The sequence below is a fragment of the Massilia frigida genome, assembly GCF_011682175.1.
In the GTDB taxonomy this organism is placed as follows: Bacteria; Pseudomonadota; Gammaproteobacteria; order Burkholderiales; family Burkholderiaceae_D; genus Telluria_A; species Telluria_A frigida.
Genome location: NZ_WHJG01000011.1, coordinates 52,595 through 77,551, shown reverse-complemented (window position 1 = coordinate 77,551; position 24,957 = coordinate 52,595). Strand labels below are relative to the sequence as shown.

Here is a 24,957-nt window from a genome sequence, read left to right as displayed (position 1 = left end):
CACTCGCAGCGCAAGCGCTGCGCGGTGGCTTTTTTATTTGACGCTGCGATAAAATTTTTTTAGATTATTCCGGTTGTATTTGAATCAAGTTGATGAATTGTTCAAATAACTTGTAGAAATATTTTATCCGCCGGTCTTGTGTTTTGGCAGTCAGTGCCAACATCGTAAACACGCTTTCTATAAGGTATGCCATGACAACTTCCAAATTAACCGAGCAAACGACGCTGCCCTTACTGCCGTTGCGCGACGTGGTCGTCTTCCCGCATATGGTGATCCCACTGTTCGTCGGCCGTCCGAAATCCATCAAGGCGCTGGAAGCAGCCATGGAGCAGGGCAAGAGCATCATGCTGGCCGCCCAGAAGGCTGCCGCCAAGGATGAGCCGTCCGCGTCCGACATCTACGAGATCGGTTGCGTGGCTAACATCCTGCAAATGCTCAAGCTGCCCGACGGCACCGTCAAGGTGCTGGTCGAAGGCGCCCAGCGTGCACGCATCAACCACATCAGCGATGCGCCGACCCATTTCATCGCCGACCTGACTCCGCTCAATTCGGAAATCGGCGACGATTCCGAAGTCGAGGCGATGCGCCGCGCGATCGTCCAGCAGTTCGACCAGTACGTCAAACTCAACAAAAAAATTCCACCTGAAATCCTCGCTTCGCTGGCAGGGATCGACGACGCCGGCCGCCTGGCCGATACGGTCGCCGCCCACCTGCCGCTCAAGCTTGAGCAAAAGCAGGTGATCCTGGAAATCTTCAACGTCGCCAAGCGTCTTGAGCACCTGCTCGGCCAGCTCGAAGGCGAGCTCGACATCCTGCAAGTGGAAAAGCGCATCCGCGGCCGCGTCAAGCGCCAGATGGAAAAATCGCAGCGCGAGTACTATCTGAACGAACAGGTCAAGGCGATCCAGAAGGAACTGGGCGAGGGCGAAGATGGCGCCGATATCGATGAACTCGAGAAAAAAGTCATCGCCGCCAAGATGCCGAAGGAAGCGCTGGACAAGGCGACCAACGAACTCAAGAAGCTCAAGCTGATGTCGCCGATGTCGGCCGAAGCCACTGTCGTGCGTAACTACATCGATACCCTGGTCAACCTGCCGTGGAAGAAAAAGTCCAAGGTCAATAACGATCTGTCGAATGCCGAAAAAGTGCTCGAAGGCGATCACTATGGCCTGGACAAGGTCAAAGAACGCATTCTGGAATACCTCGCGGTCCAGCAACGCGTCGACAAGCTGAAAGCGCCGATCCTGTGTTTCGTCGGTCCTCCGGGCGTGGGCAAGACCTCGCTGGGCCAATCGATCGCCAAGGCCACCAACCGCAAGTTCGTGCGCATGGCGCTCGGCGGCGTGCGCGACGAAGCCGAGATCCGCGGCCACCGCCGCACGTATATCGGTTCGATGCCGGGCAAGGTGCTGCAATCGCTGGCGAAAGTCGGCGTGCGCAACCCGCTGTTCCTGCTCGATGAAATCGACAAGATGGGTGCCGACTTCCGTGGCGATCCATCGTCGGCCCTGCTCGAAGTGCTGGACCCGGAACAGAATCACACGTTCTCGGACCACTACATCGAAGTCGACTTCGATCTGTCGGACGTGATGTTCGTGGCGACCTCGAATTCCTTCAACATTCCGCCGGCGCTGCTCGACCGCATGGAAGTGATTCGCCTGTCCGGTTACACGGAAGATGAAAAGACCAGCATCGCCCAGCGTTACCTGCTGCCGAAGCAGGTCAAGGCGAATGGCTTGAAGGAAGAAGAAATCGCCGTGGCCGAAAGCGCGATCCGCGACATCATCCGTTACTACACGCGGGAAGCCGGCGTGCGTTCGCTCGAACGCGAAATCTCGAAGATCTGCCGCAAGGTCGTCAAGATGCTGCTGTTGAAAAAGGCCGATAAAAAGGTCACGGTCAACGGCAAGAACATCGACAAGTTCCTGGGCGTGCGCCGTTACGATTTCGGCGTGGCCGAGAAAGAGAACCAGATCGGCCAGGTGGTCGGCCTTGCATGGACCGAAGTGGGCGGCGATCTCTTGACCATCGAGGCGGTGCAAATGCCGGGCAAGGGCGGCGTGATACGCACCGGTACCCTGGGCGACGTGATGAAGGAATCGATCGAAGCGGCGCGCACCGTGGTGCGTTCGCGCGCCAATCGCCTGGGCATCAAGAATGACGTGTTTGAAAAAGCCGACATTCACATTCACGTGCCGGAAGGCGCGACCCCGAAAGACGGTCCATCGGCCGGTATTGCGATGACCACCGCGCTGGTGTCGGTATTTACCGGCATTCCGGTACGGGCCGACGTGGCGATGACGGGCGAGATCACGCTGCGCGGCGAAGTGCTGCCGATCGGCGGCCTGAAAGAAAAGCTGCTGGCGGCGCATCGCGGCGGCATCAAGACGGTGCTCATTCCCGAGCAGAACGTCAAGGACCTGGCCGACATTCCGGACAACGTGAAGAACAAGCTCGAAATCGTTCCGGTGCGCTGGATCGACAAGGTGCTAGAAATCGCGCTGGAACGCATGCCGGCGCCGATAGTGGAAGTGCCGGCGGTCGCCGCCGTGGCGGCCACGCCGCCGGTCGATGGCGCGGCTCCGCAAACGGACGTCGTCAAGCACTAAACCGCTCGTATCGCAGTACCCAAGCAAGCGTCTTCGGACGCTTGTTTCTTTTCCGCCTGGCAGGCGGCTTGGTATTTGGCTTGACAGGCAGAGGGACGGCTTGTTTAATACGCGCTGCGGATTTCTTTTCGCCGCACATCTTATGTAACGGGGCACAAGTGAACAAAACAGAATTGATCGAAGAAATCGCGAAGTCGGCGGACATTACCAAGGCCTCGGCCACGCGCGCGCTCGACGCCATGATCGAAGCGGTCACGGCCAGCCTGCAGAAGAACGATAGCGTGACCCTGGTCGGCTTCGGTACCTTCTCGGTGGGCGAGCGCGCCGCGCGTACCGGCCGCAATCCGCGCACCAAGGAAGCGATCAAGATCGCGGCGGCGAAGGTTCCTAAATTTAAAGCTGGTAAAGCGCTGAAAGATGCAGTAAACTAATGTCCTTCGGTGAGGTGACAATCACCGGAAAATGTCCAGAGGCACTTGGTGACACAGGTGTACTGACGGGGGTTTAGCTCAGTTGGTAGAGCAGCGCCCTTACAAGGCGCGGGTCGGGAGTTCGAGCCTCTCAGCCCCCACCACAGCCTGGCATGCAGTACCAGTATTTTTTACGGAGTGGTAGTTCAGTTGGTTAGAATGCCGGCCTGTCACGTCGGAGGTCGCGGGTTCGAGTCCCGTCCGCTCCGCCAGCATATAGCAGTACGATGGTGTGTTCCCTGAACGGGGAGCGCGCCGGGAATCAGGAGTCGCCCGCACGGGATTCCACGGCTGGTTCAACGCAGCCGGGTCCTGGCAGTCCTGTCAATAGAGAAGAGGCGAACGAGAGTTCGCCTTTTTTTTTGTGTGTGCGTCTCGATCGCATTAATCGCAGTTTTATTCATCCCGAATTGGCAAACCATGTTTGAATTTATTCGTAATCACAGGCGCTGGATCCAGATTGTGCTGGGCGTGCTGGTCGCCGCGTTCGTGGTCGGCAGTATCGTGAGCAGTACTTCTGGCGGCGGCGACACCTCGGTTGAAGTGGCCACGGTCGACGGCAAGAAAATCACGCAGCCCGAATGGGAAGACGCCCAGCGCAAGCAGGTCGACCGCTATCGCGCCGCGATGGGAGCGCAGTTCGACCAGAAGCGCTTCGAGACGCCTGAATTCAAGCGCGAAATCCTCAACAACCTGGTCGCGCAGCGCGCCGTGGAAGCTGAAATCGCACGCAACCACCTGACCGTGGGCGACGATGTGCTGATCAACACGATCCAGCAGGATGAGACGTTCAAGACCAACGGCAAATTCGACGTGGAAGTGTACCGCGCCGCACTGGCCAACGCGCGCATGACCGCCGACCAGTACGAGGCCAGCCTGCGCAGCAATTTCGCCTTGCAGCAGCTGACCGGCACCGTGCAGGAAACCTCGTTCGTGCCGCGCGCTGTTGCCGCGCGCCTGTCCGATACCTTCGACCAGGAACGTGAAGTCCAGGAACTGCTGTTCTCGTCCAAGGAGCAGCAAGCCCAGGTCAAGGTCACCGACGAGATGGTCAAGGCTTTCTACGACAAGAACGCCGCCCTGTTCCAGATCCCGGAAAAGGTCAAGATCGAATACGTCGTGTTCGACGCAGCTGCGGTCGAGGGCCTGGTCAGCGTGACCGACGCCGAAGTGGCCGATTTCTACAAGGGTAATCTGAAGCGCTACACCACGCCGGAAGAGCGTCGTTACAGCCACATCATGTTCACCGCCGCCAAAGCCGCGAGCGCCGCCGACAAGGCCGCCGCCAAAGCCAAGGCCGAGGCCGTGCTGGCCGAGCTGCGCAAGGCGCCGGACACCTTTGCGGCAGTCGCCAAAGCCAAGTCGCAGGACGTGGCAACGGCCGAGCAGGGCGGCGAGCTGGGCGAAGCGAAGAAGGGCGAGTTCCTCAGCGCCGCGCTGGAGCCGGCCGTGTACAAGCTCAAGCAGGGCGAAATCAGCGACGTGGTGGAATCGGAATTCGGTTACCACATCCTGACCGTGACCAAGCTGGTTCCAGAAACCGTCAAGCCGTTCGACGAAGTCAAGGATGCGATCACTGCCGAAGTCAAGAAGCCGAAGATGTCGAAGAAGTATTCGGAACTGGCGCAAACCTTCAGCGAGACCGTGTACGACCAGTCCGATAGCCTGAAACCGGCTGCGGACAAGCTCAAGCTGAAGATTGAAACGCTCGACCACGTCACGCGCACGCCGAATCCGGCGCTGGGCAAGTCGCCGTTGAATAGCGTCAAGCTCCTGAACGCGGTGTTCTCGGACAGCGTTCTCAAGAACAAGCACAATACCGATGCCATCGAAGTCCTGCCAAGCACGCTGGTCGCTGCCCGGGTAGTGGACTTCAAGCCGGCGACCTTGCGCCCACTGGCCGAAGTCAGCGACGTCATCCGTGTGCGCGTGGCCGAGCAGGAAGCTGCCAGCCTGGCCAAGAAAGCCGGCGAAGCCAAGATTGCGGCCGCCAAGGCCAATGGCGACGCTACCGGTTTTGGCGACACCAAGGTGGTCAGCCGCGCCGCGCCGACGGGCATCAACCCGACCGCGCTGCCAGCCGTGCTCAAGGCCGATACGAGCAAGCTGCCAGCCTATGTGGGCGTGGACCTGCCGGGTATCGGCTATGGCGTCTATCGCATCGGCAAAGTCGCGCAAGCGGCCAAACCGGACCTGGCACGCCGCGCATCGGAACAGCAGGACATCGCCCAGCGCGTTGGACAGGCTGAGATGCACGGTTACATCGATGCACTCAAGGAAAAAGCCAAGGCCAAGGTGACGGCGAAAATCGACGTTGCCACAGCCGATACGAAAACTGCGCCTGCGGTGAAGTAATCGTAGTTCAGGCAGCTAAAAACCCGGTCGCTCGCGCTGCCGGGTTTTTTTTTCGCCTTCGGGAAAGATGGCGGGCTGGTTGGCCCGATACAAACAGGCAGCAGAATAAGACGAGAAGGTCACGCCCACACCGTACTCCCATGTTATCGGAGAGATTTTTTAACCGGCAGCATGGATGCGCTTATGTGAAACGCATCTGCGGGTCTGCCTGACTATTGGTGGTGCCGGGAAGTAAGTTGCGGCGCCAGCGGGCAGCAGGGATGCGGCCCACACGAGCAACGGGTTATTCAAGATACTGAAGGCGCACCAGGCTTGGCATACCGAGCCAGGCGGAGGCGTCAGCACCGATCCGTCAGCGCGTGTTTCCCTCGGCGGGAGCGTGCCTTTTACCGTAGAGCCGGACCAGCGCACATTCTCCTATAGCCAGAGGCACTAAAAACATGGCCAGCGGCAATAACCTGGCAAATTGTTCATATGCTGGAGCCCCAGACTGTTCGAACTTGAAGTAGAGAAACATGAAGTTGCCTGTAACGAGTGCGCACAGCGACCAGAAGATCCCCACCGCAATGCCGAGCAGGACGATGCGCGATTTCGATGCCCGTGCACACTGAAGTGCAAGCGCAAAACCGCTGACGGCCTTCACTGCAATCGTCGGCAATATGCTGGAAATTGGCTCGAATATATTGACCGACTTCGCAAACCACACCTCGTTGATATAAAGATCCCAGCCCTGCAAGATAATCGTGCCAAGTAACGGGAGTGCCACGAAAATGGCAACGCCACGCAGGCGAATGGCGAACGGAGTCCGTTGTTCGTCGCGGAAAAGGGTAGCAGGGGGGCGATAGGGAGAATTCAAGGTGTTTCCGGGAGCATGTGCAAGCGATAATATTCAGCATAACCGATTAACACGAAATTTGTGGAATTCTCACGCAGGCAAGATTATTTATCTGGAGTGCCGTACATGTTATTTGAATGTGAAAAATTTGAAACATCCTTGCGAAAACCGGCCGGGTGGAACGATCATGTCTACCAATATTGCGAATTTATCGGGATGGATACCGAAGGCGGCAGCATTGATTCCGTGTTTATCGGCTGCACCATCGAGCAATGCAGCTGGTACTGGGGACTGTTTAATTGCGCCCTGTTCGTCAACGTCAAATTCAGGAACTGTACATTTCGCGGCACCAGCTTTAGAGGATGCAAGTTCATCGAGTGCGAGTTCGTGGATTGCCATTTTGTGAAAGATAATCTGGACGGCTTGTGCTTCTTCAACGACATCGCCTGGTATGAATGCACGCAAACCCGTTGCCCGGGTCTTGAAGAAGAGTTTCACAGCAGGCCGCCGAGATCGGGGCGTCCTGTGGCAAAATACCCGAAAGGACGAGCCTAAGCAGCAGGCTGATGCGGTCCGATTCAAGGAAACAGATGCAGAAATTGATGTCGGAATTGACAAGGCTATACCTGCCCGAAGCTAGCTTGTCCCCAGAAACGCTGGCGCAGCGCCGGCTGGGACTATCCTCCCTGGCGGTCGATCTGGTGGACGGCAACGGCCAGACGCGCGCCATCGTCATCGCTTTCCGTAAAACCTCCGGTGCCGAAGAAGCGCAGCATTGGACCCGCCTGTGCACGGTGGCCAATGCCTTGCAGGCCGAGCTTGGCTTTCCCGCGCCGGCGGTCAGTATTTCCGGTGCCAATGGTTACTACCTGTGGATGTCGCTGGACACGCCCACGCCAGTGGCCCGGGTGCAAAGGTTTCTGGAATTGATCCGCAAGGCTTACACGCCGGACATGGAGGTGCTTCCGGACGCAGCCAGCGCCCCGGTGGAATTACCGCCTTGCCTCGACCTGCACAGCGGCAAGTGGGCCGCATTCATCGATCCGGGCCTGGGCGCTTCCTTCGCCGACGAGTCCGGGCTGGAAATGCCGCCGCCGCTGGCAGGCCAGGGCGCGCTGCTTGAACGTCTGGAGCGCATCAGCGCCAAACAGTTCCAGCACGCCTTCGACGTGCTCGAACAAGCCCATGGCGCGCCCGCCACGGCCAGCGTGCCCGCACGCGCTGCTGCTGCGAGTACCGATGGCTTGCTGTTGCGGGACGCCACCCTGGAAGATATCGTGCGTTTCCTGCATTCAAAAAACATCGAACCGACGTTCCGGCATCTCATTTCTTGAATAAAAGAACAAGGCAAGCGTCGAGCCTTGGCTGATTCGGCACGAATGCTTCCATGGCGAACCTGCCCATGCCTGGGTCAGGCGACAGCTTGTCGACATCGTTGCATCGTTCAATACAGTCGGGTAAGTGCCGCCGACTTCATCCAAGGGCGTTTTGCGAGAACGCTTACGGGCGTCGCCAGGATCAGCAATCCCAGCGTTCAGCTCCAGTCAGCGTCGTCCAGCACCTCAAGCGACAATTGCTCGCACAGCAGTGCAAATTCATCCTTCGCATCGGCCCGCACCAATAGAGCGTTCCAGTTGTCGTCCTCGTCGTCGTTCAGGACGAATAACTGCTGGCCTTGCCCGACCGACCACGCCTGCAACGCCGACAGGATCTTGCTGATGCGGGCCGGCCCTTCCGGCGGAGGCGGTGGCGGCCTGAACGCGGGCAGGCCGCGCGCGGCGCACATCGCCACCACATGGTCGGCCAAGGTCGCATCGTCCTTGAGGTCGGCCTGGGCGCCGTAGCCTAGCCCTGCCAGGACCTCCATTGCGCTGCACAGGGACGGCATGCTCTTGCGCTTTTTCAGCCCTTTGTGCGCTTTGGCGACGATCTCCGGCTGTTCGTTGCATGCCAGTTCCATCCAGCGTACGTAGGCCTCGGCAGGCTTGAGCGCATAGATTTTTTTCGGCTGACGATGCGGCGCCGGCGGAATCTCCGGCCCGGCGCCCACACCCGTGCCGCGCCACGCATCGCGCTTGCCGCGCACGTGTTCGCGGTAGTAGTCCACCAGTTCGCGCGGATAGTAGGGCAGGTCGCGGAAGGCGCTGTCGTCGGCATCGTAGGCACACACCGCCAGCGCGATCTCGAACGGAAAATCTTCGAAGATATGTTTGCCTTCGGCCGGCACCTCTCGGTAGCCGGATTGCTTCATCAGTTTTGGCCACTGGCGCATGCACGCTTCCAGTGCGCGCGTGCGTCCAGGTTCATCCAGCAGCAGCGCGTCAATGACCGCTTCTTCTTTCGCCTCCGACAACTTTGGATTGTATTTCTTGGCGTAGGCCGTCGATGGAACAAACGCCTTGAGCAGCATGTCAAATAATACCGGGCCATCCTCGCGCGTAAACCAGGTGTCGGCATGTGCCAGTTCGGTGCCGTCATCGTCGAAGCAGACGAAGGCAAACAGCCACAGCAAGGCCCACGGTTCGCCGGAATCGAGCAGCACGTCGTGTTCCGGGAACAGGATCTTGCTGTCTTCCTGCGTTTTACGCAGGGTGGGCAGCATCTCTTCCAGGAACCAGGCACGGACGCTGCCCAGCGTGTCGCCCCGGGCAAAGCGGAACAGCAGGCATTTTTGCTGATAGCGCGGAATGGTCAGCAGGTTGTACTGGTTGTACGGGTCTTCCGGCTTTTCCACATAGCGGCGCAATGGTGACGCGACACTACTGTCGGCATTGTTGACGTGGTAATCCATCTCGGCAGGCGTGCTGCTCAGGTTGCGCGGTGTCGTCATAGGTCAAAAAGTCAAGGGTTGCTCATGCGGCGTGCAAGCGATGCGCCGCAGCCAGGAAATCGGTCTCGCCAATATCATCGAGCTGCACCACCTCGGCCTTGCCGACCTGGATAAAATTGCGGTCGATCGAGCGCAGGTAAGCCGGATCGTAATGCGCGGCCAGCAATTCGTCCACCAGCACCGGCATCTGCCCGCCGCTGGCCAGCGCGTGCCAGCTGTCAATCTTGTCGCGCCCGTGCAGTTGCGTCAGGCAGTCGAGCTGGGTATTGAGCGTGTCCGGGCTCTCGGTGAAATGCTGGTAGTCTTCCATCAGCAGGCGCACCCGGTTCGGCCGCGACAACATCAGGGACACGCACGGCGACTGGCGCATCTTGTTCATCAGCGCGTCCGGCACGCGTAACTGGCCGACCTTCTTGCTTTCCGATTCCACGAACACGGGCCGCGCCGGATCGAAGCGCCGCATCTTTTCCCAGATCAGGGTCTCGAACATCTTTTGCGACGGCTGCGCCTGGCTCGGCAGGTTGCCCAGCACAGACCCGCGGTGCGCGGCCAGCTGTTCCAGGTCCAGCACCTGCGCGCCAATCGAATCGAGCACCTGCAGCAGGCGGCTCTTGCCGCTGCCGGTGGTGCCGCAAATGACCTTCAAGTCGGGCAGCGGCGTTTCCAGCAGCGCCGCGCTGACGTGTGCGCGGTAAGCCTTGTAGCCGCCGTCGAGCTGCACCGCCGGCCAGCCGATTTTGGCCAGGATCAACGCCATCGAGCCGCTACGGTTGCCGCCGCGCCAGCAATACACCAGCGGGCGCCATTCCTTCGGCTTGTCTAGCCACAGCGTTTCGATATGGCGCGCGATGTTCTTGGCCACCAGTGCCGCGCCCACCTTCTTGGCCTCGAATGCGTTGATCTGCTTGTACATGGTGCCGACCCGCACGCGCTCCGGGTCGCTCAGCACCGGGCAGTTGATGGCGCCCGGAATATGGTCGAGCGCAAACTCGGACTCGCTGCGCGCGTCGATGATGCAGTCGAACTGGTCGAGCTGCGGCAGCAGGGAGGCAAAATTCTCAAGGGCGGGATATTTCATCGTGATTTCACCAGTGTATGGAACTGCGGCCAGATATTCGCCAGGATGGCCGGATGGGCTTGCGCGTTCGGATGCAGGCGGTCGGCCTGGAACAGCGCCGGCTTGTCGGCTACGCCGTCGAGCATGAACGGCACCAGCGGCGCCTTGTACTGGTTTGATAGCGATTTGTACATACCGAAGAAGCGCTCGGTGTAATCGCGCCCGTAGTTGGGCGGAATGCGCATGCCGACCAGCAGCACGCGCGCCTTGTTCTTTTGCGCCAGCTCGATCATGGTGCGCATATTCGCTTCGGCGGCCGGCACCGGCAGGCCGCGCAAGCCATCGTTGGCGCCCAGTTCGATGACCACGATGTCGGGCTTGTGCTGGGTGAGCAGGGCCGGCAGGCGCGCCCGTCCGCCGCTGGTGGTTTCGCCGCTGATGCTGGCGTTGACGATGGCGGCATCGATTTTTTCTGCCTTGAGTTTCTGTTCCATCAGCGCCACCCAGCCGGCGCCGCGGTTCAGTCCATACTCGGCGGACAGGCTGTCGCCCAGCACAAGCACGGTTTTTGGTGCAGAATAGGCGCTCGCCGAGGCGGCCATCATCAGCAGCCCGCAAACAGACCATTTTTTGAGATAAACAAGCATGCGTGACATTCCTGACTCTTCCAATCGTTACGTAAGTGACCATGCAAAGGCGGCGGCGGCGATCGAGGTGATCGGCCTGTCGAAACGGGTGGCCGACTCCAGCGGCGAGCTCACCATTCTGCACAGCGTGGATTTTACAGTGCAACCGGCCGAGACGCTCGCGATCGTGGGCGCGTCCGGTTCGGGCAAGTCGACCTTGCTCGGGCTGCTCGCCGGTCTCGACACGCCATCGTCCGGCAAGGTGATCCTGGCCGGAGACGATATCTTCGCGCTCGATGAAGATGGCCGCGCCAGCCTGCGCAAGGCCAAACTGGGCTTCGTGTTCCAGTCGTTCCAGCTGCTGGCGCACTTGAATGCGCTGGAAAACGTGATGCTGCCGATGGAATTGCGCGGTGAAAGCGATGCGAAGGAAAAGGCCGCGGCGATGCTGGGGCGGGTAGGGCTGTCGAGCCGCTTGAAGCATTATCCGAAATTCTTGTCGGGCGGCGAGCAGCAGCGCGTGGCCCTGGCGCGCGCGTTCGTCACCGAACCACCGCTGCTGTTCGCCGATGAGCCGACCGGCAGCCTCGATGCGGCCACCGGCGAGGCGGTGATTCAACTGATGTTCGAATTGAACCGTGAGCGGGGTTCGACCCTGGTGCTGGTCACGCACGATCCATCGATCGCGGCGCGCTGCGGACGCACGATTACGATTGCCGGGGGACGCCTGGTTTGAGTGTCGCGCTCATTTCCTCGCCACCGTCGTGCGTCGGCCTTCGTCGTTAGCTGTCGACGGCATCGACCTTACCATTGAGATACGAAAGAATGCCGCACCAGTCTGAATTCGTATACTGCAGCTTGGACCATGCGACCAGGCCGGAACCCAGCGCATAGATGGTGGAACTTCGTTTTTCCACAATGAAGCCGATCATGCCGATCCAGCCCTCTGGAATGAACCACCAGGAATCGCCTTCGATCGCATTGCCAAGATCGCACTCGAGCGGTCGCTTCAGGTAGGCAGTTAGCGCCGCAACGGCACGATCAAGCGAGGCCTGCGACTGCGGCCCTGCAGCGCCAAGCGCTCCATGAACAGCATGCTGCTGTAGCAGACGCACGTGGTTTTCAAGAAATTGACGCTCGATTTGAAGCACGCGCGCCGCGCAAACTTCGTGGTAGCCTCGTTTGCCGCAGATTTCGCAATTGCCCTCACCGAAAAGGCCGCATTCGTCCACCTGGTTTTTGTATCGCGTATCCATGTATCAGCCGCATCGACGAGTTGTAGAACAGGGGCGAATGCTAACACCCGCTACTCCCATCGAGCACTTCAAACGGCACCAGTTTGATTGGCGGCGCAAATTCTTCCCTGCATCCACACGCGCCCGTCGCTGCCTTGCAGCAGTGGTCCTGATCGTCGTTCGGTACGCATAATTGTTGGCCCTGCCCAACCACTCACGCCTACGGAGCGGACCGAATCTTGCGGATACGTGCCGGACCCACGCTGGAAAGACGGGACAGTGCGAGAGCAAGGGGCGGGGAGGTCATGCTACGGCTCCTGGCGCGCCAGCGCGTTGAGCACCGCGCGCGCCGCCACCGGCAACTCGCCCGCCGTCAATCCAATCGGCCCGCTCCCATGCGCCACGAGCCGGTCGGCCGCTGCGCCATGCACCCAGACCGCGCCCAGCGCCGCCTCCCACGTCTGCCACCCCTGCGCCAGCAAGCTGCCGCAGATCCCCGCCAGCACATCGCCGCTGCCCGCCGTGGCCAGTCCCGCGTTCCCGGTCGGATTGATCACCACCGCCCCAATGGCATTCGCAATCACGCTGCCCGACCCTTTCAGCACCACCACCGCGTTCAGGCGCGACGCCAGCTCGCGCGCCGCTGCCAGCCGGTCGCCCTGGACCACGGCGCTGGTCACGCCCAGCAAGCGCGCCGCCTCCAGCGGATGCGGCGTCAGGATCGTCTCCGCTCCGCGCTGCGCCAGCCGTCCCTGCAACTCCGGGCTGGCCGCGATCAGGTTGAGCGCATCGGCATCGAGCACCAGCGGTGCCGTGCCGTCGAGGGCCTTGGACAGCACCCGCATGGCGCTGGCCGAGTCGCCCATGCCGGGACCGATCACCAGCGTGGCGTCGCCGCCGTCGAAGTCCTGCGCGTTGCGCATCATGATCTCCGGCTGCGCGAAATCGACCGCCGCCACTGGGTCGATGGCCGCCACGAACACGCGCCCGGCGCCGCAATACAGCGCACCGCGCGCCGCCAGCAGGGGCGCGCCAGCCATGCCCTTTGCCCCGCCGATCACGGCCACGTCGCCAAAACTGCCTTTGTGGCTGTTATGCCGGCGTGGCGCGAGATGGCGCGCAAACAGCACCGCCTCGTTCAGTTGCGCCCCGGCGTGCGGGCGCTGGCCGGGATCGATGCCGAGCGGCGCTACCTGTACCTGGCCCGCGTAGTCGCGTCCTTCACAGGTATGCAAGCCTGGCTTGTCGCCGATGAAGGTGATCGTGCGCGTGGCGCGGATGGCGACGCCGTCCGGGCCGATCACGGCGCCGGTATCGGCATCGAGCCCGCTCGGCACGTCGAGCGCCAGCACCGGCCGCCCGAGCGCGTTGATGGTCTCGACCAGCGCCCGCATCTCGCCCGCGAGCGGACGTTCGAGGCCGATGCCGAACAAGCCATCGACGATCAGGCCCCAGTCGCGCCCGAGCGGCAGGGTGTCGACAAAGTGCGCCTTGCTGGCGCGCGCGCGGACCAGTGCCTGCGCCGTCTCCGCCGAGGGCGCCATTGCGCCGGGCAGATACAGCACCGTGACATCGGCATCCAGGTCGGTGTCGGCACCCGCCAGGTTGGCGGCGACTTCGAGCGCGTCGCCGCCATTATTGCCCGGACCGGCCAGCAGCAGCACCTTGCGCCCGGCCAGCATGTCGCGCGCGGCACTGGTGGCGGCTTCGCCGGCGCGCCGCATCAGCGTGCCGCCCGGCAGGGTCGCCGCCATGGTGTGTTCGATACTGCGGATTTCGGCCACGCTGTATAGTGATTTCATCATAACTCCGTTGCAAAGGCACTAATATTGTGCCGATTTCAATACGCTCAGCCTAAAATTCCGGTAAGGGCACTACAATATGTCCCATCCCAAACACATTTAAGGACGGCACATGGATTGGCAATTCTGGATCGATCGCGGCGGCACATTTACAGACATCGTGGCGCGTCAGCCCGACGGCAGCCTGGTGACCCATAAATTGTTGTCCGAGAATCCGGAGCAGTACAGCGACGCGGCCGTCGCCGGCATCCGTCACTTGCTTGGCCTGCAGGCCGGCGCGCCGATCCCGGTCGAGGCCATCGAGGCGGTCAAGATGGGCACTACCGTCGCCACCAACGCACTGCTCGAACGCAAAGGCGAGCGCACGGCGCTGGCCATCACGCGCGGCTTTCGCGACGCGCTGCGCATAGCGTATCAGAATCGCCCGAAATTGTTCGATCGTCATATCGTGCTGCCGGAACTGCTATGCAGCCATGTGGTAGAAATCGATGAACGCGTGGGCGCCCACGGCGATGTGCTTACGCCACTCGACGACGCCACCACCCGCGCCGCCCTGCAAACAGCCTATGACGATGGCGTGCGTTCGCTGGCGATTGTCTTCATGCACGGCTACCGCTACACCGCGCACGAAGCGGCGGCGGCGCGCATTGCCCGTGCCATCGGCTACACCCAGGTGTCGGTCTCGCACGAAGTGAGCCCGATGATGAAACTGGTCGCGCGCGGCGACACCACCGTCGTCGACGCCTATCTCTCGCCGATCCTGCGCCGCTACGTCGACCAGGTGGCCGCCGACATGCCCACCGTGAACCTGCAGTTCATGCAGTCGAACGGCGGCCTGACCGACGCGCGCGCCTTCCAGGGCAAGGACAGCATCCTGTCGGGTCCCGCCGGCGGCATCGTCGGCATGGCGCGCGCCAGCCAGTTGGCCGGCTTCGACAAGGTGATCGGCTTCGACATGGGCGGCACCTCGACCGACGTGTCGCACTTTTCGGGCGAATTCGAGCGCGTGTTCGAGACCCAGGTCGCCGGGGTGCGCATGCGCGCGCCGATGATGAGCATTCACACCGTGGCCGCCGGCGGCGGCTCGCTCCTGCATTTCGACGGCAGCCGCTATCGTGTCGGCCCGGACAGCGCCGGCGCCAATCCGGGGCCGGCCAGCTACCGGCGCGGCGGACCGCTCGCGGTCACCGACTGCAACGTCATGCTGGGCAAAATCCAGCCCGCCCATTTCCCGCGCCTGTTCGGTCCCGAGGCCAACCAGCCGCTCGACCCCGAACGCGTGCGCGCGCAGTTCCTCGCCCTGGCGCAGCAGATCGGCGCCGCCACCGGCGTGACGCCGGCGCCGGAGCAGGTGGCCGAAGGCTTCATCCAGATCGCGGTCGGGAACATGGCCAACGCGATCAAGCAGATCTCGGTGCAGCGCGGCCACGACGTGACCGAATACGCGCTCACCAGTTTCGGCGGCGCCGGCGGCCAGCACGCCTGCCTGGTGGCCGACGCCCTCGGCATGAAGACGGTGTTCGTGCACTCGCTGGCCGGCGTGCTGTCGGCCTACGGCATGGGCCTGGCCGACCAGCGCGCCATGCGCGAACGCGCGGTCGAACTGCGCCTGGCGGACACCACGCCCGATCTGCTGGCCGGTTATCTGCACGCCCTTGGCGACGGCCTGGCCAGCGAACTGACGCAGCAGGGCGTGGCCGCTTCCCGCATCCGCCTGGTGCGCCGCGTTCACCTGCGCTACGAAGGCACCGATTCGGCCATCATCGTCCTGTTCGATAATCCCGAGCGCATGAAGAACCAGTTCGAGGCCGCCTACAAGAAGCGCTTCTCGTTCCTGATGCCGTCCAAGGCGATGGTGGTCGAAGCGGTGTCGGTCGAAGCCATCGGCGCCTCCGACGCGCCGGCCGAGAACCTGGCGCTGCTGCCCACGCGCGAGGGGCCGCTCAAGGCGCGCGAAACGGTGCGCATGTTCGGCGCCGATTCGTGGCACAACACGGGCCTGTACAAGCGCGCCGACATGCGTCCGGGCGACGTGATCAAGGGTCCGGCCATCGTCGCCGAGGACAATGCCACTACCGTGGTGGAACTGGGCTGGCAGGCCAAGGTCACGCCGCACAACCACCTGGTGCTGACCCGGATCGAAGCGCTGCCCGCGCGGCGCGCCATCGGCACCACGGCCGACCCGGTGATGCTGGAGATCTTCAACAACCTGTTCATGTCGATCGCCGAGCAAATGGGACTGCGCCTGCAGAATACCGCGTACTCGGTCAACATCAAGGAGCGGCTGGACTTCAGCTGCGCGATTTTCGATGCCGCCGGCAACCTGATCGCCAATGCGCCGCACATGCCGGTGCATCTGGGCTCGATGGGCGAATCGATCAAGACCGTCATGACCGAGAACGCCGGCAAAATGCGCCCGGGCGACGTTTTCATGCTCAACGACCCGTATCACGGCGGCACCCACCTGCCCGACGTGACGGTCATTACGCCGGTATTCGACGAGGCGGGCGCCGCGATCCTGTTTTACGTCGGCTCGCGCGGCCACCACGCCGACATCGGCGGGACCACGCCAGGGTCGATGCCGCCGGACTCGGTGTTCATCGAACAGGAAGGCGTGTTGATCGATAACTTCAAGCTGGTTGACGGCGTCGATGGCTTGCTGCGCGACGCGGAAGCCCGCGCGCTGCTGTCCGGCGCGCGCTACCCGGCGCGCAATCCCGACCAGAACATGGCCGACCTGCGGGCCCAGGTGGCGGCCAACCAGAAGGGCGTGGACGAACTGCGCAAGATGGTCGCGCACTTCGGCCTGGCCGTCGTGCAGGCCTACATGGGCCACGTGCAGGACAACGCCGAGGAAGCGGTGCGGCGCGTGATCACGGCGCTCAAGGACGGCGACTTCACCACCGACCTCGATAACGGCGCCCGCATCCAGGTCGCCATCCGCGTCGACCAGGCCACGCGCAGCGCGACGATCGACTTCACCGGCACCTCGCCGCAACTGGCGAACAACTTCAACGCGCCGTCGGCGGTGTGCATGGCGGCGGTGCTGTACGTGTTCCGCACCCTGGTGGACGATGAAATTCCGCTCAATGCGGGTTGCCTGAAACCGCTGAAGGTGATCATTCCGCCGGGTTCGATGCTCAATCCTCACTATCCGGCATCGGTGGTGTCGGGCAACGTGGAAACGTCGACCTGCATCACCAACACGCTGTATGGCGCGCTCGGGGTCATGGCCGCCTCGCAGGGCACGATGAACAACTTCACCTTCGGGAACGCCAAGTACCAATACTACGAAACCATTTCGGGCGGTTCCGGTGCCGGCGAGGGCTACAACGGAACGGACGTGGTCCAGACCAATATGACCAATTCGCGCCTGACCGACCCGGAAATCCTGGAATTCCGCTTCCCGGTGCGGCTGGAAAGCTATGAAATCCGGCCCGGTTCGGGCGGGGAAGGGCGCTGGCACGGTGGTAACGGCGGGGTGCGCAAGGTGCGCTTCCTGGAGCCGATGACGGCGGCGATCCTGTCGAATAACCGCATCCATGCGCCATTCGGCATGGCTGGCGGCAGCCCTGGCGCGTGCGGCATCAACAGCGTGGTGCGGGCCGATGGCAGGATCGAGCTGCTCGCGCATATCGGCAAAACCGAGATGGCGGCAGGCGACCTGTTCGTGATCGAAACCCCGGGCGGAGGGGGATTTGGCGATTTGTGCTCCAAAAGTTTGTGATATTGGCTACACTTATGGATTGGTACACAATTTAGTGTCAGATCAATAAAGGTTGGATTTTGGAATCACATGAGCAAAAAGGCCCTGGGCGGGTAGAACCGAGCCTGTTGCCGGAAAACGAGCCGGCGCCGGTGGCGCCGCCAGCCCCCCCCGAGACGGCGCCGCCTGCATCGGCGCAGGCGGACCCTGACGGCCCGCCGGTGTTGTCGGGCATCGCGGCTCAGGAGCGAGTGCCCGCAGGCGGCTGGATCGGCGCGGCGGTGGCCTGGGGCGGCAGTGTGGCGGCCCTGGCGGCGCTGGTCGGCGCCGGCTTCTGGTTTTATTCGGAACGCAAGGTCGACGATGCCATGCATGCCTTGGCGATGAGCGCGAAGATCGAACCGGTGGCGCCGGCCGGGCCGGCATTCAAGGCGACACCACCGGCTGTGGTGCCCCTGACGGCTACCGAACCGCCGCCGGATAACACAGCGCCTCCGCCGGGCCGGATTACGCCCGCGCCGGAAGCGGTGCCTCCGCTGGTCGTCTTGCCGCCGGAGCCGGAAAAGCCAGGCGCGCCGGCGGTCAAAAAGCCGCTTGAGCCGGCACCCGCGCCAAAACCGGTGCCCGTGCCGAAGCCCGCGCATCCGCTCGCTGCCACCGTGGCGAAAAATGCGCATGCGGCCAAGCACGTGATCAAGGCCAGGACACCGGTGATTGCGGCGAAAAAGCCGGTGGCCCATCCTAAAGCGCCGGTCGCGCCGATCAAGCCAGGCGCGAAGAAGAGTGCAGCGCCGGTCGCGGCAAAAGCGGGCGCCAAGAAAAAGCCGGTCGCCGTGGCGCCGGTCAAACCTGGCGTCAAGCCCAAGGTAGCGCCCAAGCCAGTGGCCAAGCCGGCGCCAAAGGCCAAACCGGTCGCCAAGCATGAACCGGCGTTCAGGCTGCACACGCCGGCCACTGCCAAGCCATGCAAGAGCGGGGCGCTGGCGCGCGAGTGCTGAAGCCCGATCCGGCGGGGACGGCGGCGATCGAGGTCGATATCGCTCTGCTGCCCCCCGGATCATCGGGCGCGGCCCGGATTTGCGGGAAGCGTTGCTGTTTGCCGGATTGAGCCGAATCCAGGACAGTGGATGCTCGTGCCGGGTGCTCCTTGCCTGCCTGCCAATTCGATATGGATAGCGTCTCAATGATACTGTTGCGACTTACCGCGTCAATCCTGGCGTTCGCCGCCACAATGGGGCCCTGCGTGTCAGCCGACGCCGCGGCGCCCAGGCCGGAGCGGCGCATCGCGTCCAATGGCGAGTTGAATTGGTCCACTGATGGATATTGGCGCCATCGTTCAGTGAGGATGCCTGCAGGTCGACGGCCGTGCCGCTGTTGACGTTCAGCCGGCCGTAGTAAGCGCTGCCCATGTACCGGTCGCGCTGCAAGTTCCAGAACGATAGCCGGCCGGGTTTTTTCTGTTTGGCGAAATCGCCCAGGTTCTGGGCATCGGCCTGACGGAACACTTCGGTGGCGACATCGTTCACGCCGAACATCGGCGTAATCCCGATCATCGTCCACAACTGCGCGTCGGTGCGGCCCGTGAAAATGCCCTTGATCTGCTTGTAGGTCGAATTGGCGGCGCTGATGGCCAGGTCGCCCATGTTCTTGCCGGAGTCCAGCGCGCTGCCGGGAAGGCCGGCGGGATCGACCGGCAGGGTGAACGAGACCATCGGCATCAAACCTTGATAGTTCGCGATGGCGCCCGGAATGTCCAATTGGGTGACGCCCAAATCACGCAGGCGTGGCACGAAACGGAAATCAACGGTACGAGACAACGGCATCGCGGGCACTGGAGGCGATACTCCGTCTCTCACAGAAATAGCGCGTAGCAAAGATCTGGGAAAAATATTTTCAAGTGGCTGGAATAATTTGCCCGCAGATCCGTTCACCTCGATAACAGCACATTTTTTCCGACCGCCTGACCCAACATGGGAGAATTTTATGAAACAAGCCACCTTCGCCGCAACGCTCTTTATCGCCTCGATCGGCAGCGCCTTGGCCAGCCCGGTGAGCGATGCCGCACAGATTCATTTCACGGCCATTGGTGCTGGCGACAGGTCGATCATCATGCGTGGCTATGCTGACAACGCCCAACTGACTTGGGTCGGTGGTCCGCTTCACGGCATGTACGCCGGCGATGCAGCAATATTGGTCAACGAAACCTGGCAGCTCGATCCGACACCGGCCGCCGCAGCCTGTTGATCAGGCTCTTGCTCCCCAAATGACCGCCACCTCCGAGCCACACGACCAGCTGCTCGCCTGTATTCCCCGCCTGCGCCGTTACGCGCGCGCGCTGGTAGGCGATCGCGCCGGCGCCGACGACCTCGTCCAAGACACACTCGAGCGCGGGTGGGCGAGACTGCGGTCGTGGCAAAACGGTAGCGATATGCGTGCATGGTTGTTCAGTATCATGCACAACGTGCGTATCGACCAGATAAGGCGTCCTTCAGTTCCAACTCAATTGCTTAACGAGGATACGTTAATGCCTATAGCCCCCGGCAGTCCGGCCTCCGGCCTCGAGCTGCGCGACATGGAATCCGCCTTGCGTGGTCTGCCCGACGAACAGCGCGAAATACTGCTGCTGGTTGCGTTGGAAGAAATGAGTTACGACGACGTGGCGCAGACATTAAAGATCCCCATCGGCACCGTAATGTCGCGCCTCTCGCGTGCACGTGAAAAAATGCGTGCGAACATGGAAGGGCGGACCTGTGTTGCGCCATTGAAGGTGGTCAAATGAATACCCTGCCAATCACGGAAGCTGATCTGCACGCTTTTGTCGACGGCAAATTGCCAGCCGCGCGGGAGGCTGAAGTCGAGGCCTATCTCGCACAGCGCCACGATGAGGCAGAACGGCTACGCGCCTATGCCGCGCAGAACATGGAACTGCGCGCATTGTTCAATCCTGTGCTCGACGAAGCGCTGCCAAGCCGCTTGATCGCCCCGCAAAAGCACCCATGGCAGTGGCAGCGACTGGTGGCCGGTTTCGCCATCGCACTTGTCAGCGGCAGCGCTGGGTGGCTCTTGCACGGCCAAGATGCGGACCGCATCCAGTTCGCTCAGGGCGACGCGGTACGCGCCGGGCCGGCGCGGTACGCGTCCGGACTGGCTCACCAGGCAGCGATCGCTCATGTTGTCTACAGTCCGGAAGTAAAGCGCCCCGTGGAAATCGGTGCCGACCAGGAAGAACAGCTGGTGGCGTGGTTATCGAAACGGCTGGGCAGTTCGATTCGCCCACCCCGGCTCGGCAAGCTTGGATACGAGCTGATCGGTGGACGCCTGCTGCCTGGTGCGCAAGGCGCCGTGGCCCAGTTCATGTACCACGACGCGACCGGACAGCGACTCACCTTGTATGTGTCTACCGACCAGGCTCGCAACAAGGACACTGGGTTCCGTTTCGTGCAGGAGGGGCCGGTAAATGTGTTTTATTGGATCGACGGCAAGTTCGGCTACGCGCTGTCGGCCGGTATTCAGAAGGTCGAATTGGCGCGCATCGCCACCGCCGTGTATGACCAATTGGAGAAGCCGTCATGACTATTATCAGCAACACGCCGGGTTTCCGACGCATCGCAATGTGTGTCGTCACCTGCGTCATTGGCGCCAGCGCCGTCGCACAGGAAATGCATCACCAGCATGGCACGTCGACAGCGGCGAAGTCGCCGGTATTTGTTGCCAGCACCGCCAAACCATTTTTTGCGCTGATGGACGATGCCATGGCTGTCATGAACGAGGGCATGAAGCACGCGTCGATGAATGGCGTTTCGGAACATGATTTTGTAACCATGATGATTCCGCACCATCAAGGCGCGGTCGACATGGCGAAGGCGCTGCTGCTCACCACCCGGGATCCCGAATTGCGCAATGTCGCGCAAGGCATCATCACCGAACAGCAAAACGAAATCAAGGTCATGCAAGCATGGCTGCAGCGGTATCAGGCGGCCCAGGCCAACGTTGTTCCCAAGTCGATCCCCACGAAAGAATAAATCATGCAAACCGGTAAATTCGTATTCGCCCTTACTCTTGGCAGCTTGCTTACCGCCCCGGCGTTTGCCGCACCTGGCGCACAAGACCGTGTCTACACCGCTGACCAGAATACCAATACCGTTTCAGTAATCAATCCGGCGACCAATATGCTGCTCGGCCAGATCAAACTGGGCAATCAGCGCCCGGACGTGTTGTCGCCGCTGTACAAAGGCGAAATCAATGTGCACGGTCTGGGTTTTTCGCCGGATCACAAGACGTTAATCGCCGTGTCGAACGGTTCCAATTCGGTTGCCTTCATTGATACCGCCACTAACAAGGTCAAGGGCATCACCTATATCGGGCGTTCGCCGCATGAAGGGTTCTTTACCGCCGACGGTCGCGAGGTATGGGTCGTCGTACGCGGCGAAAATTACATCTCCGTGATCGACCCGGTAACCTTCAAGGAGAACAAGCGTATTCAAACCACCGCCGGCCCCGGCATGGTGCAGTTTCTCCCGAACGGCAAGCTGGCTTTCGTCGTTTCCAGCTTCAACCCGGCAGTCGATGTCATTGACGTGAAGTCGCACCAGGTCGTCAAGCACATCAAGGTTGCCAGCCCGTTCTCGCCCTTCCTTCAGTTCACCCCTGACTTCAAGGAAGTGTGGATGACGCACAAGGATGTCGGCAAGGTGACGCGTATCGACACCGCGACCCTGGAAGTGACGGGCGTCATCGATACTGGTTTTATCACCAACCACGTGGCGTTCGCCGAGACCGTAGCGGGCACGCGCGCCTACGTGACGATCGGCGGTGAGAATGTCGTCAAGGTCTATACCACCGACGCCTCACCGGCATTGGTGGCGACGATCCCGACCGGTGCGCTGCCGCATGGGATCTGGGGCTCGGACGACGGCACCCGCCTGTATGTGGGATTGGAGAATGGCGACGCGGTCGACGTCATCGATAGCGCAAGCAACAAGATAGTCGGGCGCGTGCCGGTCGGCCAAGCGCCGCAAGCCCTGGTATATGTCTCGAACGCTGTGCCCCAGGGCGACGGTATGGCTAACCTGGTCCCCCGCTCCAACGACGAACCGATTAACATTGCACTCAAACCGGCTGCTGGCGAGGCCAGGGGATTCATTGTGGCCCGCAACCTGGGCGTGGTTGACTCACTGGAAGTGTCGCTGTTCAAGCTCAGGCCGCAGACCATTTACAGCGTGTACGTCACCGGCCAAGCCGCCCCGGTTGCCAGTTTCCGGACCAACCCGACGGGGATGGCTAACGGCACCGCGATCGGGCCGATGCGCGACGTGAGCAACAGCCTGAACGCCAGGTCGGTGTCGGCCAGCCAAGTATTCGTGATGGAAGGCGACCTTGCCGCCGATCCAAAAAAAGCTGTATTGAGCAGAGTTCAGTAAATAAATATACGCAAAACGCGTGGGTGTGAACGGTCGCCGGGAGCCAGCAGCCTCGTGCTGCACCGGTGAACGGCAGCGCCGATGACGCGGCAATATGGTGATCGTTATGTGCGTCCTGCTATGTTGCTTTGGCCCCGGCGCTGGCCGCACGCAAGCAATTTGCGCGGCAGCGCGGGGCGGGCGTGGCGGCGTCGACGGTGCGCCGGGACAATGTTCCGATCCGTCCCGGCGGCGCGCAATCAGGTGGAAATACCGTACTTGCGCTGGGCGCCGTGGTAATCCTCGGTCAGCCCCGGCAGCAGCGGATTGGCCGGGTCGAGCTTGCGGATGGCGTCGATCTGGGTGTTGCAAACTTCGGCCAGCGGATGGTCCCAGCCCAGGTCTTCGAGCTGGCGCAGGATCGCCTTGGCCAGCGCCAGCATGACCTGCACATTCTTCGGCGCCATGTGCTGGGCTTCGAGCAGGGTCTGCACCGCGCCCTTCACGTCGCCCATATTGCCTTTTTCGGCGGCCAGGTCGAGCAGTTCCCGCACCTGGGTCATCAGGCGCGAATTCATGCCTTCCGCCAGATCGGGCCGGCCAGCCTTGACGAACACGCTCATCGCATCCTGCATCGACACATCGCTGTCGACGTCGTTCATGACCGTCAGCATGACTTCCGCCGCCGCATTGTCGAGCCGGTTCGACAGGCAGGTGCGCGCCAAACCGATTTTCAACTCGCTCGACAAGCCCTTGGACAGCCGCACGGCCGCCACCGCCGCATTGAGTTCCGTCACCGCGCCCGAGGTGTTGCCGGCCGATTCATGCAGCAGCGCCACCGAAATGGCCTTGCAGGCATCGATGGCGGCAGTGCCGCGCAGGGATTTCTCCATGTCGCGGATCACGCTGCCGGCCTGGCTGGTGTCGCCCTTCTTGAGCAGGGTCTTGACCAGCTTCACATGGTCTTCCGGATTGCGGAATTCGGAGTATTTGGAGCGTGACACCACCTGTTTGAACGATTTTTCCGCGACCACCACGTCGCCCGCTTCGAGCGCGACTTCACCCAGGCGGCGCAGGCGGCGCACCGTGTGCGGCGAGATCGCCACCGCTTCTTCCAGGATCTTCTGGGCGCGGTAGGCGGCGCCGTTCATTTCGTGGCACTTGGCCAGCAGATCGTAGGCGGCCATGAACTTGGGATTGTCTTCGATGAGTTTTGTGACAACGTTCTCGGCTTCTTCCACCTTGTCCTGCGCAAACAGCACGCGCGCCAGGCCCAGGCTGGCCCAGCCGATCGACTTGCTGGCCAGGATGCCGGTGTAGATATCCTCGGCCTGCGCCAGTTCGTCGAGCGCCACGTGCATGTCGGCACGCAGCCTTGCAAAATCGGCCACTTGGCGCGGATGATTCGCTTCGCCGCTCGCGGCCGACCTGATCGCCTCGCGCAGATTGCCCTGGCTGATCAGGTTATAGGTCGGAAGGAACACGGCGCGGCGCTCGATGGCGCGGTTGATGCGGACGCTGAGCATGTCCACCGTGAATGGCTTGAGGATATAGTCGGTCGGGGTCAGTTCGGCGGCGCTGACCACCTTGCTGTAGACGCCTTCCGAGGTGATCATGATGAAGATGGTCGACAGGCCGATCAGCTTGTGATGGCGCATGTCTTCCAGCAGTTGCTGGCCATCCTGGCCGCTGTCGGTGCCGCTGCCGCCGTCGAGATCGTATTCGCACAGGATCAGGTCGTAGCTGCGCTTGCCGACCTGCTTGATGGCCGTGCTGGCGTTGACGGCAAATTCGATTTTCGTGATGCTGGACTGCACCAGCATGTTTTGCAGGCTGCCGCGCATGCCCGGGTTCGGGTCGATCACCAATACGGACAAGTTGCTGTTATCTTGCATCTTTTCACTCTCGTGCCCCCATGAACGGGGTTTCAGCACTGTTAACGGTTCGTACGGGAAACTCTTGAAACCCTACGATACGCTAATGTCTGCGCTGGCGGCAACAGGTACACGAGGCGGTGAGGCGAATACGCCGCG

General features: G+C 61.8%; 21 protein-coding genes and 2 tRNA genes. 15 read left to right on the top strand and 8 right to left on the bottom strand.

What is annotated here, in order from left to right:
• The first annotated feature begins 191 nt into the window (after nt 1-191).
• The 5 genes from lon (at nt 192) to F2P44_RS13205 (ending at nt 5,434) form a co-directional block, all read left to right on the top strand.
• Nucleotides 192-2,609 carry an endopeptidase La gene (lon, locus tag F2P44_RS13225; protein ID WP_167087165.1) on the top strand — a complete coding sequence of 806 codons (2,418 nt, stop codon included), beginning with the start codon at nt 192-194 and terminating at the stop codon, nt 2,607-2,609.
• 158 nt (nt 2,610-2,767) lie between these two features.
• Complete coding sequence (gene hbs, locus F2P44_RS13220) at nt 2,768-3,040, top strand: non-specific DNA-binding protein Hbs (RefSeq protein WP_167087164.1); 273 nt, start codon at nt 2,768-2,770, stop codon at nt 3,038-3,040.
• Between the two features lie 67 nt (nt 3,041-3,107).
• Nucleotides 3,108-3,183: transfer RNA gene (locus F2P44_RS13215), tRNA-Val, on the top strand.
• A 31-nt stretch (nt 3,184-3,214) separates the two neighbouring features.
• Nucleotides 3,215-3,291, top strand: a tRNA-Asp gene (locus tag F2P44_RS13210).
• A gap of 208 nt (nt 3,292-3,499) precedes the next feature.
• On the top strand, nt 3,500-5,434 hold the full coding sequence (locus F2P44_RS13205) for a SurA N-terminal domain-containing protein (RefSeq protein WP_167087163.1): 1,935 nt from the start codon (nt 3,500-3,502) through the stop codon (nt 5,432-5,434).
• Nucleotides 5,435-5,786: 352 nt separating this feature from the next.
• Here the strand turns inward: F2P44_RS13205 and F2P44_RS13200 are convergent, their stop codons facing one another.
• Nucleotides 5,787-6,290 (bottom strand): hypothetical protein, encoded by a 504-nt coding sequence (locus tag F2P44_RS13200; protein WP_167087162.1) that lies wholly within the window; start codon nt 6,288-6,290, stop codon nt 5,787-5,789.
• Between the two features lie 105 nt (nt 6,291-6,395).
• On the opposite strand from F2P44_RS13200, the gene F2P44_RS36565 reads away from it, so the two are divergent.
• Both F2P44_RS36565 and F2P44_RS13190 read left to right on the top strand, forming a co-directional pair.
• Entirely contained in the window at nt 6,396-6,824 is a 429-nt protein-coding gene (locus F2P44_RS36565) for a pentapeptide repeat-containing protein (protein WP_167087161.1), read from the top strand.
• Nucleotides 6,825-6,910: 86 nt separating this feature from the next.
• Nucleotides 6,911-7,603, top strand: coding sequence for a hypothetical protein (locus F2P44_RS13190; protein WP_229423527.1), 693 nt, complete (start codon nt 6,911-6,913; stop codon nt 7,601-7,603).
• Between the two features lie 200 nt (nt 7,604-7,803).
• On the opposite strand, the gene F2P44_RS13185 is transcribed toward F2P44_RS13190, so the two are convergent.
• The 3 genes from F2P44_RS13185 to F2P44_RS13175 are packed head-to-tail and all read right to left on the bottom strand — an operon-like array spanning nt 7,804 to nt 10,803.
• The gene (locus F2P44_RS13185; RefSeq protein ID WP_167087159.1) at nt 7,804-9,099 is read right to left on the bottom strand and encodes a PoNe immunity protein domain-containing protein; all 1,296 of its coding nucleotides are present in this window, start codon (nt 9,097-9,099) and stop codon (nt 7,804-7,806) included.
• Between the two features lie 22 nt (nt 9,100-9,121).
• On the bottom strand, nt 9,122-10,177 hold the full coding sequence (mnmH, locus tag F2P44_RS13180) for a tRNA 2-selenouridine(34) synthase MnmH (protein ID WP_167087158.1): 1,056 nt from the start codon (nt 10,175-10,177) through the stop codon (nt 9,122-9,124).
• Nucleotides 10,174-10,803: an arylesterase gene (locus F2P44_RS13175; RefSeq protein ID WP_370662684.1), complete on the bottom strand. Its 630-nt coding sequence runs from the start codon at nt 10,801-10,803 to the stop codon at nt 10,174-10,176. The genes mnmH and F2P44_RS13175 overlap by 4 nt, the downstream gene beginning before the upstream one ends.
• Here F2P44_RS13175 and F2P44_RS13170 point away from each other — a divergent pair.
• Nucleotides 10,802-11,518 carry an ABC transporter ATP-binding protein gene (locus F2P44_RS13170; protein WP_167087156.1) on the top strand — a complete coding sequence of 239 codons (717 nt, stop codon included), beginning with the start codon at nt 10,802-10,804 and terminating at the stop codon, nt 11,516-11,518. The two genes, F2P44_RS13175 and F2P44_RS13170, sit on opposite strands and share 2 nt — an antisense overlap.
• 46 nt (nt 11,519-11,564) lie before the next feature.
• On the opposite strand, the gene F2P44_RS13165 is transcribed toward F2P44_RS13170, so the two are convergent.
• Both F2P44_RS13165 and F2P44_RS13160 read right to left on the bottom strand, forming a co-directional pair.
• The gene (locus tag F2P44_RS13165) at nt 11,565-12,038 is read right to left on the bottom strand and encodes a hypothetical protein (RefSeq protein ID WP_167087155.1); all 474 of its coding nucleotides are present in this window, start codon (nt 12,036-12,038) and stop codon (nt 11,565-11,567) included.
• A 287-nt stretch (nt 12,039-12,325) separates the two neighbouring features.
• Nucleotides 12,326-13,819, bottom strand: coding sequence for an NAD(P)H-hydrate dehydratase (locus F2P44_RS13160; RefSeq protein WP_167087154.1), 1,494 nt, complete (start codon nt 13,817-13,819; stop codon nt 12,326-12,328).
• A 112-nt stretch (nt 13,820-13,931) separates the two neighbouring features.
• Here F2P44_RS13160 and F2P44_RS13155 point away from each other — a divergent pair, with 112 nt between their 5' ends.
• Together F2P44_RS13155 and F2P44_RS13150 are read left to right on the top strand one after the other, a co-directional pair.
• Nucleotides 13,932-17,546 carry a hydantoinase B/oxoprolinase family protein gene (locus tag F2P44_RS13155; RefSeq protein WP_167087153.1) on the top strand — a complete coding sequence of 1,205 codons (3,615 nt, stop codon included), beginning with the start codon at nt 13,932-13,934 and terminating at the stop codon, nt 17,544-17,546.
• 107 nt (nt 17,547-17,653) lie between these two features.
• Nucleotides 17,654-18,523 carry a hypothetical protein gene (locus F2P44_RS13150; RefSeq protein WP_167087152.1) on the top strand — a complete coding sequence of 290 codons (870 nt, stop codon included), beginning with the start codon at nt 17,654-17,656 and terminating at the stop codon, nt 18,521-18,523.
• Between the two features lie 201 nt (nt 18,524-18,724).
• Here the strand turns inward: F2P44_RS13150 and F2P44_RS13145 are convergent, their stop codons facing one another.
• Nucleotides 18,725-19,357, bottom strand: coding sequence for a hypothetical protein (locus tag F2P44_RS13145; RefSeq protein WP_167087151.1), 633 nt, complete (start codon nt 19,355-19,357; stop codon nt 18,725-18,727).
• A gap of 151 nt (nt 19,358-19,508) precedes the next feature.
• On the opposite strand from F2P44_RS13145, the gene F2P44_RS13140 reads away from it, so the two are divergent.
• Genes F2P44_RS13140 through F2P44_RS13120 form a run of 5 tightly spaced genes read left to right on the top strand, consistent with a single transcriptional unit; the run spans nt 19,509 to nt 22,945 of the window.
• The gene (locus F2P44_RS13140; RefSeq protein WP_167087150.1) at nt 19,509-19,769 is read left to right on the top strand and encodes a hypothetical protein; all 261 of its coding nucleotides are present in this window, start codon (nt 19,509-19,511) and stop codon (nt 19,767-19,769) included.
• Nucleotides 19,770-19,788: 19 nt separating this feature from the next.
• Complete coding sequence (locus F2P44_RS13135; RefSeq protein WP_167087149.1) at nt 19,789-20,304, top strand: RNA polymerase sigma factor; 516 nt, start codon at nt 19,789-19,791, stop codon at nt 20,302-20,304.
• On the top strand, nt 20,301-21,098 hold the full coding sequence (locus F2P44_RS13130; protein WP_167087148.1) for an anti-sigma factor family protein: 798 nt from the start codon (nt 20,301-20,303) through the stop codon (nt 21,096-21,098). The genes F2P44_RS13135 and F2P44_RS13130 overlap by 4 nt, the downstream gene beginning before the upstream one ends.
• Nucleotides 21,095-21,547 carry a DUF305 domain-containing protein gene (locus F2P44_RS13125; protein WP_167087147.1) on the top strand — a complete coding sequence of 151 codons (453 nt, stop codon included), beginning with the start codon at nt 21,095-21,097 and terminating at the stop codon, nt 21,545-21,547. The genes F2P44_RS13130 and F2P44_RS13125 overlap by 4 nt, the downstream gene beginning before the upstream one ends.
• A 3-nt stretch (nt 21,548-21,550) precedes the next feature.
• Nucleotides 21,551-22,945 (top strand): YncE family protein, encoded by a 1,395-nt coding sequence (locus tag F2P44_RS13120; protein ID WP_167087146.1) that lies wholly within the window; start codon nt 21,551-21,553, stop codon nt 22,943-22,945.
• Nucleotides 22,946-23,184: 239 nt separating this feature from the next.
• Here F2P44_RS13120 and F2P44_RS13115 read toward each other — a convergent pair whose 3' ends face one another.
• Nucleotides 23,185-24,819: a tetratricopeptide repeat-containing response regulator gene (locus tag F2P44_RS13115; RefSeq protein WP_167087145.1), complete on the bottom strand. Its 1,635-nt coding sequence runs from the start codon at nt 24,817-24,819 to the stop codon at nt 23,185-23,187.
• Nucleotides 24,820-24,957: the final 138 nt, after the last annotated feature.

Coding starts and splice junctions, on each gene's coding strand:
- F2P44_RS13160 (WP_167087154.1), bottom strand. CDS start 13,819: ATGAAATCACTATACAGCGTGGCCGAAATCCGCAGTATCGAACACACC.
- F2P44_RS13120 (WP_167087146.1), top strand. CDS start 21,551: ATGCAAACCGGTAAATTCGTATTCGCCCTTACTCTTGGCAGCTTGCTT.
- F2P44_RS13140 (WP_167087150.1), top strand. CDS start 19,509: ATGAAACAAGCCACCTTCGCCGCAACGCTCTTTATCGCCTCGATCGGC.
- lon (WP_167087165.1), top strand. CDS start 192: ATGACAACTTCCAAATTAACCGAGCAAACGACGCTGCCCTTACTGCCG.
- F2P44_RS13115 (WP_167087145.1), bottom strand. CDS start 24,819: ATGCAAGATAACAGCAACTTGTCCGTATTGGTGATCGACCCGAACCCG.
- mnmH (WP_167087158.1), bottom strand. CDS start 10,177: ATGAAATATCCCGCCCTTGAGAATTTTGCCTCCCTGCTGCCGCAGCTC.
- F2P44_RS13165 (WP_167087155.1), bottom strand. CDS start 12,038: ATGGATACGCGATACAAAAACCAGGTGGACGAATGCGGCCTTTTCGGT.
- F2P44_RS13205 (WP_167087163.1), top strand. CDS start 3,500: ATGTTTGAATTTATTCGTAATCACAGGCGCTGGATCCAGATTGTGCTG.
- F2P44_RS13170 (WP_167087156.1), top strand. CDS start 10,802: ATGCGTGACATTCCTGACTCTTCCAATCGTTACGTAAGTGACCATGCA.
- F2P44_RS13125 (WP_167087147.1), top strand. CDS start 21,095: ATGACTATTATCAGCAACACGCCGGGTTTCCGACGCATCGCAATGTGT.
- F2P44_RS13155 (WP_167087153.1), top strand. CDS start 13,932: ATGGATTGGCAATTCTGGATCGATCGCGGCGGCACATTTACAGACATC.
- F2P44_RS13185 (WP_167087159.1), bottom strand. CDS start 9,099: ATGACGACACCGCGCAACCTGAGCAGCACGCCTGCCGAGATGGATTAC.
- F2P44_RS13135 (WP_167087149.1), top strand. CDS start 19,789: ATGACCGCCACCTCCGAGCCACACGACCAGCTGCTCGCCTGTATTCCC.
- F2P44_RS36565 (WP_167087161.1), top strand. CDS start 6,396: ATGTTATTTGAATGTGAAAAATTTGAAACATCCTTGCGAAAACCGGCC.
- F2P44_RS13175 (WP_370662684.1), bottom strand. CDS start 10,803: ATGCTTGTTTATCTCAAAAAATGGTCTGTTTGCGGGCTGCTGATGATG.
- F2P44_RS13130 (WP_167087148.1), top strand. CDS start 20,301: ATGAATACCCTGCCAATCACGGAAGCTGATCTGCACGCTTTTGTCGAC.